10 protein-coding genes and 1 pseudogene are annotated in these 11,348 nt (G+C 29.8%); 2 read left to right on the top strand and 9 right to left on the bottom strand.

What is annotated here, in order from left to right; translation table 11 throughout:
* From HALSAC_RS17810 to dnaA, 9 genes and pseudogenes are all read right to left on the bottom strand, one after another.
* Nucleotides 1-508, bottom strand: a pseudogene (locus HALSAC_RS17810) (transposase); the annotation flags it as partial.
* A 215-nt stretch (nt 509-723) separates the two neighbouring features.
* Nucleotides 724-3,147 (bottom strand): DNA gyrase subunit A, encoded by a 2,424-nt coding sequence (gyrA, locus tag HALSAC_RS0107085; protein ID WP_027339691.1) that lies wholly within the window; start codon nt 3,145-3,147, stop codon nt 724-726.
* 10 nt (nt 3,148-3,157) lie between these two features.
* Nucleotides 3,158-5,065: a DNA topoisomerase (ATP-hydrolyzing) subunit B gene (gyrB, locus tag HALSAC_RS0107080; protein ID WP_425402503.1), complete on the bottom strand. Its 1,908-nt coding sequence runs from the start codon at nt 5,063-5,065 to the stop codon at nt 3,158-3,160.
* 32 nt (nt 5,066-5,097) lie between these two features.
* Nucleotides 5,098-5,355 carry an extracellular matrix regulator RemB gene (remB, locus tag HALSAC_RS0107075; RefSeq protein ID WP_027339689.1) on the bottom strand — a complete coding sequence of 86 codons (258 nt, stop codon included), beginning with the start codon at nt 5,353-5,355 and terminating at the stop codon, nt 5,098-5,100.
* 13 nt (nt 5,356-5,368) lie between these two features.
* Nucleotides 5,369-6,232, bottom strand: a complete 864-nt coding sequence (locus tag HALSAC_RS0107070) for a DciA family protein (protein WP_027339688.1) — start codon at nt 6,230-6,232, stop codon at nt 5,369-5,371.
* On the bottom strand, nt 6,229-7,344 hold the full coding sequence (recF, locus tag HALSAC_RS0107065) for a DNA replication/repair protein RecF (protein ID WP_027339687.1): 1,116 nt from the start codon (nt 7,342-7,344) through the stop codon (nt 6,229-6,231). The genes HALSAC_RS0107070 and recF overlap by 4 nt, the downstream gene beginning before the upstream one ends.
* Nucleotides 7,345-7,361: 17 nt before the next feature.
* Nucleotides 7,362-7,574, bottom strand: a complete 213-nt coding sequence (locus HALSAC_RS0107060; protein WP_027339686.1) for an RNA-binding S4 domain-containing protein — start codon at nt 7,572-7,574, stop codon at nt 7,362-7,364.
* Nucleotides 7,575-7,600: 26 nt separating this feature from the next.
* Complete coding sequence (dnaN, locus tag HALSAC_RS0107055; RefSeq protein WP_027339685.1) at nt 7,601-8,701, bottom strand: DNA polymerase III subunit beta; 1,101 nt, start codon at nt 8,699-8,701, stop codon at nt 7,601-7,603.
* A 336-nt stretch (nt 8,702-9,037) separates the two neighbouring features.
* Nucleotides 9,038-10,408, bottom strand: coding sequence for a chromosomal replication initiator protein DnaA (gene dnaA / locus HALSAC_RS0107050; protein ID WP_027339684.1), 1,371 nt, complete (start codon nt 10,406-10,408; stop codon nt 9,038-9,040).
* 362 nt (nt 10,409-10,770) lie between these two features.
* Between dnaA and rnpA the strand changes: the two genes are divergently transcribed.
* Together rnpA and yidD are read left to right on the top strand one after the other, a co-directional pair.
* The gene (gene rnpA, locus HALSAC_RS0107045; RefSeq protein WP_027339683.1) at nt 10,771-11,112 is read left to right on the top strand and encodes a ribonuclease P protein component; all 342 of its coding nucleotides are present in this window, start codon (nt 10,771-10,773) and stop codon (nt 11,110-11,112) included.
* Nucleotides 11,113-11,117: 5 nt separating this feature from the next.
* Nucleotides 11,118-11,339, top strand: coding sequence for a membrane protein insertion efficiency factor YidD (yidD, locus tag HALSAC_RS0107040; RefSeq protein ID WP_035571377.1), 222 nt, complete (start codon nt 11,118-11,120; stop codon nt 11,337-11,339).
* The last annotated feature ends 9 nt before the right edge of the window (nt 11,340-11,348 follow it).

Raw genomic sequence — 11,348 nt, 5'->3', positions numbered from 1 at the left:
GTATTCTTTTTCTTTCTTCTTTTGTCTTTTTTAGACTTTTTATAATTACCATAGGTCAACTCTTCTCTACTTACAAATAGGATGCCTTTATCTATATAATTATAGATAGTCTTCCAATGTAATTCTATTTCAAAATCTTCTACTATTTTTTATCATATCTGCAATTACTTCTGGAGAATACTTATCTTTGATTTTTCCTCTATAAACTCAGCTAACCTGTGATCTTTACCTATTTTATTTTAGCTCCTTTAGCTGTAGCATTTTGATCATATACCTTTTGAGCCTTTAATGCATCATATTCTATTCTAATTGTATAGTCCCAATTTAATAGCTCTATTTTGCCTTTTTTAACCTCTCTGCTTATTGTAGTTCTATGTCTACCTAACTCTTGTGCAATCTCTTTGGGAGACTTGTTTTGTTGATTATACAAGTGTTCTATTACTTTTCTATCTTCCCATTTTAAGTGTTTACCTTTGTTCTCATTTGTGTTATAATTATCTTGGCACATATCAATACCTCACTTTATGTTATTTGTGGTTATTTAACATTATATATGAGGTATTCATATGTGTCATTTATTTTTTGCACTATCCGTGCATTTAATTATACAATGTTCCAATTATTTTTTTATTTTTGCTTTTTTATATAATAATTAATCTATTTGTAGATTTTTAATTACTAAAATAAAGAAGTGCTTTAAAGCACTTCTTTATTAAATATGACCTAGTCTTTATCTATATATCCTATAGATGCAACCTTATCACCTTTATTGAGGCTAATCACTTTTACCCCTTGTGTATTTCTACCTGTTAGAGATATCTCAGAAATCGAAGTCCTTAATAGTATACCTTCCCAAGTGATTATCATTATTTCATTACTATCATCAATAACCTTAATATCAATTAGATTACCATTATTCTCAGTTCTATTAAGAGTTATTAAACCTTTACCCCCTCTGGTTTGAGTCCTATATTTTATAGTAGGGGTTCTCTTTCCATAACCCTTATCTGTAATAACTAAAACTTCTTTTTCTTCTTCAATTGTATCTAAACCTATAACTTTATCTTCTTCTTGTAGGTCAATTCCTTTTACTCCTCTAGCTGATCTTCCAATTGACCTCACATCATCTTCAGGAAAACGAATTGCTAAACCATTTTGAGTACCTAAAATAATATCTTGATTACCATCAGTAATCTTAACATCAATTAATTCATCATCATCATCTAATGTTAATGCAATTAATCCTGTATAATTTGTATTATATTCTTCTAAGCTACTCTTCTTAACAATCCCACTCTTTGTAGCCATAAGCAAGTACTTATCATCTTCAAAATCTGCTATTGGAATAACTGTAGTTATATTCTCATCATTCTCTATATCGAGTAAATTGATAATCGCTGTTCCACGAGCTTGTCTTCCACCTTCAGGTATTTGATACCCCTTTAATCTATACATCCTACCCTTATCAGTAAAAAATAATATATGATTATGAGTCGATGTAGTATAGATATCCTGTACCATATCTCCTTCTTTAGTCTTGATTCCAATTATTCCTTTACCACCACGATGTTGATTCTTATAAGTATCTAATAGAATTCTTTTAATATATCCACCCTTAGTTAAAGTAATGACTATATCTTCTTCTGGAATAAGGTCTTCTACTTCTAAGTCAATAATTTCATCTGTAATCTCTGTTCTTCTATCATCATTATATTTGTCCTTTAATTCTAATAGCTCTTCTTTAATAATATTTAGTAATTTTTCTTCGCTATTTAAAATAGATTTGAAATAACTTATATCTTTTTGTAATCCATCATACTCATCGTCAATCTTATTTCTTTCTAAGTTAGTTAACCTATTCAATCTCATATCTAAAATTGCTTTAGCTTGCTTTTCTGAGAACCCAAACTCACTCATCAAACTTTCTTGAGCTGATGATGAATCATCTGCAGCACGAATTATCTTTATTACTCTATCAATATTATCTAAAGCGATTTTGAATCCTTCCAATATATGAGCTCTATTTTGAGCTTTATTCAAATCATATTGAGTTCTTCTTGTAATAACATCTTTTTGATGTTCTAGATAATATTTTAATACATCCTTTACACCTAAAACTTTTGGTTCACCATCTACCAAAGACAGCATAATTGTTCCAAAGGTAACTTTTAATCTAGTATATTTATATAAACGATTAAGTACTATATTAGGGTTAATTCCTCTTTTAAGCTCAATAACAACTCTCATACCTCTTCTGTCTGATTCATCTCTTAAATCTGTTATTCCTTCAACTTTGTTATCTCTTACTAAATCTGCAATTTTCTCTACTAACTTTGCTTTATTAACTTGATAAGGTAGTTCTGTAATGATTATTCTAGACTTATCATTTTTCATTTCTTCAATTTCTGTCTTTGCTCTAACCTTTATCTTCCCTCGCCCAGTTTCAAAATACTGCTTTATCGCCTTTCTCCCCATAATTATTCCACCAGTTGGAAAGTCTGGACCTTTTATTATCTTCATTAATTGATTAGTTTCAATATCTGGGTTCTCTATTATTTCTATAACTCCATCAACAACCTCTCCAAGGTTATGAGGAGGAATATTAGTACTCATACCTACAGCTATACCAGAAGTTCCATTTACCAATAGGTTTGGTATTCTTGCTGGCAGAACCTTTGGTTCCTTTAGACTTCCATCAAAGTTATCAACAAAATCTACTGTCTCTTTATTAATATCTGATAATAATTCTATTGTTATTTTATCCATCCTAGCTTCTGTATAACGCATTGCTGCTGCAGAATCTCCATCAACTGAACCAAAGTTACCATGTCCATCTACTAATGGATATCTATATGAGAAGTCTTGAGCCATTCTTACCATAGTATCATAAACTGCTGTATCTCCATGAGGATGATATTTACCCAAGACCTCTCCAACTATTCTAGCTGATTTCTTATGAGATTTTGGAGGTCTTAGACCAATATCATTCATTGCATAAAGAATACGCCTATGAACCGGCTTTAACCCATCTCTTACATCTGGTATTGCTCTTGAAACTATTACACTCATAGCGTAGTCAATATAGGCTTCTTGCATTTCATCTTCAATATCTACCGGTTTGATTCTATCGTTCTCTAATTCTAGCATAAAAATCCTCCTAAATATCTAAATTCTGTACTTCCTTAGCATGACGCTGAATAAACTCTTTTCTAGGTTTAACCTTATCACCCATCAAAGTTGTGAAAATTTCATCAGCAATTACTGCATCACTGATCTGTACTTTCTTTAGAGTTCTATTTTCAGGGTCCATAGTTGTCTCCCAAAGTTGTTCTGGATTCATCTCACCTAGACCTTTATATCTTTGTAATGAGATTCTATCATTACCTATCTCATTTAATAATTTATCTAATTGCCTGTCATTATAGACGTAATATTCACTCTTTCCTTTACTGATTTTAAATAAAGGAGGTTGAGCAATGAATATAGTGCCTTCTTCTATTAGATCCCTCATATACCTATAGAAGAATGTTAATAGCAAAGTTCTTATATGAGAACCATCGACATCAGCATCGGTCATAATAATTATCTTTTTATATCTAACCTTCTCTATATCAAAATCATCCGATATTCCAGCCCCTAAAGCGGTTATTAGTGATCGAATTTCATTATTACTAAGTATTTTATTTAATCTCGCCTTCTCTACATTTAATATTTTACCTTTTAAAGGTAGTATTGCTTGGAATTCTCTATCCCTACCTTGTTTGGCAGATCCACCTGCAGAATCACCCTCGACTATATAAATTTCACTTTCTTCAGGATCTCTAGAAGAACAGTCTGCTAACTTTCCTGGCAAGGATGTACTAGAAAGAGCTGTCTTTCTTTTGGTTAATTCTCTTGCTTTTTTAGCAGCTTTTCTTGCTCTAGCAGCTCTAATAGCTTTTTCTACTATTATTTTTCCTAATTGAGGATTCTCTTCTAGAATAGTGCTTAATTTTTCAGAGGTAATTGAATCAACTACTCCTCTAACCTCTCTATTAGCTAATTTAGTTTTAGTTTGGCCTTCAAACTGTGGTTCCGTTAATTTTACATTGATTATCGCTACTATACCTTCACGAATATCATCACCCGATAAGTTTTCATCATTATCTTTTATTATTTTATTTTTTCTCGCATAATCATTAACAGTTCTTGTCAAAGAAGTTTTAAATCCACTTAAATGAGTCCCACCTTCATGAGTATTTATATTATTAGCAAAGGTAAATATCTTATCTACATATTCATCATTGTATTGAATAGCAATCTCCACATGACCAGTTTCAAATTCATCTTCATAGAATATTATCTCTTCATGAATTGGGTCTTGTCTGCTATTTATCTCTTTGACAAAAGATACTATTCCACCATCAAATTTATACTCTTCTTTTACTTCTTCTTCTTTTCTTTTATCAATTATACTTATATTAATACCTTTATTTAAATAAGCTAATTCCTTTAATCTTTGGGCCAACGTCTTGAATTTATACTCAGTCTCTTCAAAGATTAGATCATCTGCTTTAAAGCTAATTTTAGTTCCTCTCTCTTCTGTCTGCCCTATTACCTCTACTTCAGTTTTAGGAATACCACGCTCATAACTTTGGGTATATATCTTCCCGTCTCTTTTAACTTCAACCTTTACCCATTCTGATAACGCATTTACAACCGATACACCAACTCCATGTAATCCACCAGAAACCTTATACCCTTCTCCACCAAACTTACCACCTGCATGCAGTACAGTCATTACAACTTCTAAAGCAGGTTTCTTTAATTTAGGATGTAAAGAAACAGGAATTCCACGTCCATTATCTTCAACAGAAATTATATTGTCCTCTTCTATATATACTTTTATTGTATCACAATAACCAGCTAAAGCCTCATCAATACTATTATCGACTACCTCATATACTAAATGGTGTAAACCTTTTAAACTTGTACTCCCTATATACATTCCAGGTCTCTTTCTAACTGCTTCTAAACCTTCTAAAACCTGAATCTGCTCAGCATTATAATTTGTTTCCATTATCACAAAACCTCCATTTAAACTTATTAAACCGTGACTTATAAATCACGGTTTATATTGGCTGCAAAATTTAAACGCTTACTTAATGTACTTGATGATATCATAGAATAATATATTGTCTCTCCTGTTACAATAAAAGACTTTGGATTTCCTTCTGAAAAATCCCTTATAAAACCTTCTTCTTTAGCCACCTCTAAAAATTCTTTAGTTGTCTTTGAATTAATAGTTGACTCTAAATCAGCAATTAAGACTATATCTTCAGCCGGTATTACCTTGCCAGCTCCCAAATGTAGCAATTCTATTCCTCCCTTACAATTGATTATATACGTGCATATATTTTTTGCCAATTACCTTCTCTATAATCCTTTTATTTAAATTGTTTGGCCCAATTGATGTCTCAAGCATTACATACTTTTGTATTAATACCTTTATATTTCTGCTACCCTTCTTACCCTTTAGAGTATCAATCGCCATAACATCTATCTCCTCTTTGATATCTTTTATTAAATCTTTTTTTATATTTTCAAATTCACTCTTTGATGGTATCGGATATATATTCATAAGATCTTCATAACCTAACCAAGGCATCTCATATATTATATCTCTTACCTTATCTTTATCCAACTTTTCTTCTTTAATTTGGCAAACAGGGCACTTGTCCATATCTTTAGGTATGAGAGTTGAGCACAAAGAACATTCCAACCAGTTATTTTCTTTCTTCCATTTTCTTAATTTTTTATCTTTAATCAATACTTTACTGATCTTTTCTTTTAAATCTAAATCCCCTATATATCCACAATCTTTTTCAACTTCTAAAAGTTCATCATCATTTAGTTTCACTTTAGTATAATCAAAATAATCATCTTTAAAATTTTCTTTGTGAGTAATTTTACCAGATTGAAACCTTATGTCCTTCACAAGGTTACTCTTTAAGAGTTTATTTATTTTACTTATAAAATCTTTTTTCATAAACAACAATTGATGGGCCCAAACTGGGTTATCTACTACAACAAATAAGACACCCTTATTTATATATTTAGCCTGGGTGTGTTTTCTGATCTTATCTCCTATTACTTCAGCCCATAAATCAAGCACTCTAGCCTCTTTTACCTTTTTTGAAAAGCCAAGTTTATTTAAGGTCTTATCCAATATTATTCCAATTGAATCGCTCATCTTTCCTCCTTCATAACTGAACCATTCTTAATTTTAAATAGATTATAATTAGAATTAATCTTACCTAACCCCTTTAGATCAGTACTTGTAATAAAGGTCTGAATCTTATCTTGAACCACATCTAAAAGGTGACTTCTTCGATTATAATCAAGTTCAGAAAAGACATCATCCAGCAATAAGATAGGATACTCTCCTATCTCTGCTTTCATAAATTCTAACTCCGATAGCTTTAAAGCTAAGGCTGTAGTTCTTTGCTGACCTTGTGAACCATACTTTCTTATATCTATATCATTAACGATTAAAGAGATATCATCTCTATGTGGGCCAACAGTTGTAACCCCTCTATAGATATCTCTCTCCTCTTTCTTCTTAAGTAATCTAATTAATTCTTGTTTTATATCTTCATAAGAGCTTTGATTATCTATATCTAATTTACTATCATACTTTAACTCTAAGTTCTCAACTCCATTGGTTATTCTTCTTTGAATTAACTTAGCAAGTATTGATAACTTATTTAGTGAATCAATACGTTTAACTATAATCTTAGCACCTAAATCTGTTAATTGAGTATTTAAAATTTCTAATACCTCTTTAGACCCCTTTTTTTCTCTAATATCTTTTAACAGGTTATTTCTATGCTTTAGTACCTCTTTATATTTACTAAGTTGATGTTTGTAATAAGAGCTTATCTGTGATATCTCTAAATCAATAAATTTTCTTCTTAAGCTTGGGCTACCTTTAACTAAATTTAAATCTTCTGGTGAGAAGATTACTACGTTAAGATAACCTACTAGGTCACTAATCCTTTTTAATCTATTTGTATTTACTTTTACAAGTTTTTCTTTATTATTTAAACTTAACTCCAACTTATAACTCTGCTCTCTTTTTATTAACTCCCCTTTTACATAAAAAGATTTAGAATCCCACTTTATTAGCTCAGAGTCTATATTACTCCGATGAGATCCTCCTGTCCCTAAAAGGTAGATTGACTCTAAAATATTAGTCTTACCCTGTGCATTGGATCCTATTATTAAATTTAAATTCGGATTAAACTTTAAGTGTTCTTGTTTATAATTTCTATAGTCCTTTAAGTAAAGTTGAGATAAAAACAATTTTATTTATACACCCCTTAAGAGGTTGTGATTTTATATTTTCTGTTAAAGCACTCTACTACATCACTCTCTTTTAACCTTCTTCCTCTCTTTCTTTCTATTTCTCCATTGACCTCTACTTCTCCTTCTTGAATTATTATTTTAGCTTCACCACCTGTGGAAACGATGTTGGCCCACTTTAAGAATTGATCTAACTTTATGTTTTCAGTATTTATCTTTATATTTTCCATATTTAAAAACCCCTTTTTTATATTTTTTATCTAATAGGCATAATAACACACTTATAATTATTATCTGACTTAGGTTTAATAAGAGCTGGTGATAAAGGATTAGATAATCTAATTATAATTTCATCATCGTCTATTACTTTTAAACAATCAAGTAAATAACCCACATCAAAAGATATTTTCAATTGCTCTACCTTTGATTCTAAAGTAATACCTTCGTGATAGTTACCAACTCCTGGTGAATTAGCTTCTACATTCAACAGATTAGCATTAAATTTCAAATCCACAGACTTTTTTCTTCTATCCTTTAACAAGTTGGCCCTTTTAAGTGTATTAAAAAGCATCTCTTTTTTTACAATAGCTATTTTTTCATTAGCTTTTGGAATTACATCTTTATAATTTGGAAAATCTCCTTCTATAGTTCTTGTAATAAGATTTGTCTCAGAAAACTTAAAAGATAATTTATTGTCATCTAGTATAATATGAACCAACTCATCTGAATTATTCAATAGATTTTCTAATTCTTTTAATGTTTTATTTGGAATTATTAGCTTTTTAGATGGCAGCCTTTCATCCTCTAAACTAATTTTATGATAAACTAATCTATAAGTGTCTGTAGCTATTATTTCTATTTGATTCTCTCCCATAACCAAAAGAGCTCCGGCAAGAATTGCTTTATAACTATCATCAGATGTTGCAAAGATTATTTTTCTAATTAGTTTTTTTAATTTCTTTTGTGAAATTACTAAATTTATATCTGAATCTAATTCAGGCAATAAAGGAAATTGATCTGTTGGTGAAGAATATAAGTTAAACTTAGAATTATCTGTTAGTATTTGTGCAGTATTATTAGATGAATCAGCTGAAATTATAATATCCCCTTTAGGTAATTCTTTTATTATGTCTGTTATAAATTGAGCTGGTAAAACAATAGATCCTTCTCTTATAATATCTGCTTTTATATTAGATTCAATACCTATCTGTAAGTCTGTACCAATAAACCTTAAGTTATTTTCATATCCCTCTAATGCTATTCCTGAAAGTATAGGTAATGTTGCTTTAGAAGAAACTGCTCTATTGACTTTTTTTAATGCATTATAAAGAGATTCTTGGTTGACTTTTACCTTCATATAACACCTCCTTGTTGAATCTTAAATAATCTATTAAATTTAAAGGGTTATTTAATCCCTTATGTTTGCAGGTGAAAAGCCTTCTTATAATATATTATTTTAATTCTATATATATATAAATAAGATAGTAGTAGTAGTAGTAGGGCTTGTGGATAATGTGGATAAGTGCAATGAGACTATATAACTCTAAGGCTCAAGCCTGTGGAAAGACTGTGGATAACCCTGTGTAAGTTATCCACAGTATCCACAAGCACCTGTTAATAGAAAAAGTTTTGCACAGCTTTTTTCACTTATCCACAGGTTATCCACAGGTTATCCACAGAGTTATCCACAGAGTTATCCCTTGATTTTAGCTATTATATCGGTTACTATTTTATTAAAAGAGATATCTTCTTGTATTTTCTTTTGAATTTTATCATATCCATGTAAGACTGTACTATGATCTCTTCCTCCAAACCTGTTTCCAATTTGAGGAAAAGAAAGATCTGTTAATTCTCGTGATATATACATAGCAACTTGTCGAGGAAAAGAGATAGCTCTTGTTCTTTTTTTAGAATCAATATCATTAAGAGTTATGCCATAATGTTGACAAATAATTTCTTTTATAAGATTTACAGTTATTTCTTTTGGGCGGTTTTGAGATTTATTAACAATATTTTTTAATGCTTCTTGAGCTAAGCTAATAGTTATAGATTCATTTGTTAAAGAAGAATAAGCAACCACTCTAATTAATGCCCCTTCAAGTTCACGAATATTAGATTGAATTTGATTAGCAATATATACAATTACATTATTAGGGACTTCTAAATCTTCTAGTGTTGCTTTTTTCTTTAGTATTGCAATTCTAGTTTCTAAATCAGGTTCTTGAATATCGGTTATTAGTCCCCATTCAAATCTTGATCTTAATCTTTCCTCAAGGGTAGGGATTTCCTTTGGTGGTCTATCACTGGAAATAATAATCTGCTTATTAGCATCATGTAAAGCATTGAAGGTATGAAAGAATTCCTCTTGAGTTCTTTCTTTACCTGCTAAAAACTGGATGTCGTCAATAAGAAGAATATCTATATTTCTATATTCATTACGAAATTCTATGGTTTTGTCATATCTTATAGAGTTAATCAGTCTATTAGTAAATTCTTCTGAAGTTAAATACATTACTTTCATATTTGAATTATGCTTTATTATATAGTGACCAATAGCATGCATAAGATGTGTTTTTCCTAATCCTACATCTCCATAAATAAAGAACGGGTTATAAGCTTTTGCAGGTGCTTCAGCAACGGCTAAAGAAGCAGCATGAGCGAATCGATTACTATTACCTATAACAAAGGAATCGAATGTATATTTAGGATTAAGCACAGAATTTTTTATCTCTTCTTTATTTTTTTGTTTTACTTTTTTAGTTTCTAAAACAATTTCTTCTTTTTCATTTAATAGTATCTCTTCTTCACGCATCTCTGGAATAATGAACTTAATTTTATAGTCATTATCAGAGACCTGTAATAGTGATTTCTTGATTAATTTTTCATATTTAGTTTTAAGCCAATCTTTAGCAAACTCATTGGGCACCTCTATAAAAACCGTGTTATTTTGTATTGCTATTATTTTTGTTGGTTTAAACCAAGTTTCAAAGCTTGGTGTACTTAATTTTTTATCGATAGCCTCTAAAGTTGAATTCCAAAGCTTCTTTATTTCTTTTTTATCCACAGGAAAACCTCCTAAAATAAAGTTATCCACAAGAAATGTTAATAACTCTGTGGATAACTTTGTTATATATGATTTTTTCTTAAAAATATAATTAGTTATTCAAAGATTCAAGTAAAATCTGTGAATAACTAATTATATTTTTAACTGCTTATTAAAATTTTTTTTGCAAATAGGATAGACAGTAAGATAATAATAACAAATTATAAACAAATTATCAACAGTTTTTGTGGATAATTTGTTGAAAAGGACTTATATCTCTTGACATAAGTTGATATTATAATTTATAATTGAATAGAATGCTTTTGAAAGAATAATTTTTAAATATATCTTTTAAGCAATTCTTTTTAGGAGGAATTAATTTAATGGAGATAGATGATAGATTAAAGAAGACATATGAGTTTAAGAGAGTATATAAGTATGGTAATTCAACTGCTGATAGATTGATTGTTTTATATGTATTAAAAAAGAAGAATGATAATATGAGAAGAGTTGGATATTCTGTTAGTAAAAAGATAGGCAAAGCTGTTGTTAGAAATAAGGTTAAACGCCTCTTAAGAGAGGTTTATAGAAATAATAAAGATAAGATAGAAAGTGGTTTAGATTTAGTTATTATTGCAAGAAAACCGATTGTTGGAGCTTCCTATAAGCAGATTGACAAGTCTTTTAATCGTCTATTAAAGAGAAGTAAGATATTAAAGGATTGATTTTTATGAGTATTCTAAGCAAAATTTTTATTGGATTTATTAGATTTTATCAAAAGTTTATTTCTCCACTAAAACCTTTTAGAAGTTGTAGGTTCTATCCTACTTGCTCTTCATATGCAATTAAAGCTTTAAAAAGGTATGGTCTTTTAAAGGGAGGAATAAAGGCTATAAAGAGAATATTACGATGTCATCCTTTAAATAAAGGAGGATATGATCCATTAGATTAAATTAACTAG

This window comes from Halonatronum saccharophilum DSM 13868, from assembly GCF_000517025.1.
Taxonomy (GTDB): Bacteria; Bacillota; Halanaerobiia; order Halobacteroidales; family Halobacteroidaceae; genus Halonatronum; species Halonatronum saccharophilum.
This window is presented reverse-complemented; position numbering and strand designations above follow the sequence as displayed.

Excerpts from the sequence above, each read along its gene's own strand:
- gyrA (WP_027339691.1), bottom strand. The coding sequence starts at position 3,147 with ATGCTAGAATTAGAGAACGATAGAATCAAACCGGTAGATATTGAAGAT.
- HALSAC_RS0107070 (WP_027339688.1), bottom strand. The coding sequence starts at position 6,232 with ATGAGCGATTCAATTGGAATAATATTGGATAAGACCTTAAATAAACTT.
- HALSAC_RS0107060 (WP_027339686.1), bottom strand. The coding sequence starts at position 7,574 with ATGGAAAATATAAAGATAAATACTGAAAACATAAAGTTAGATCAATTC.
- dnaN (WP_027339685.1), bottom strand. The coding sequence starts at position 8,701 with ATGAAGGTAAAAGTCAACCAAGAATCTCTTTATAATGCATTAAAAAAA.
- rnpA (WP_027339683.1), top strand. The coding sequence starts at position 10,771 with ATGGAGATAGATGATAGATTAAAGAAGACATATGAGTTTAAGAGAGTA.
- yidD (WP_035571377.1), top strand. The coding sequence starts at position 11,118 with ATGAGTATTCTAAGCAAAATTTTTATTGGATTTATTAGATTTTATCAA.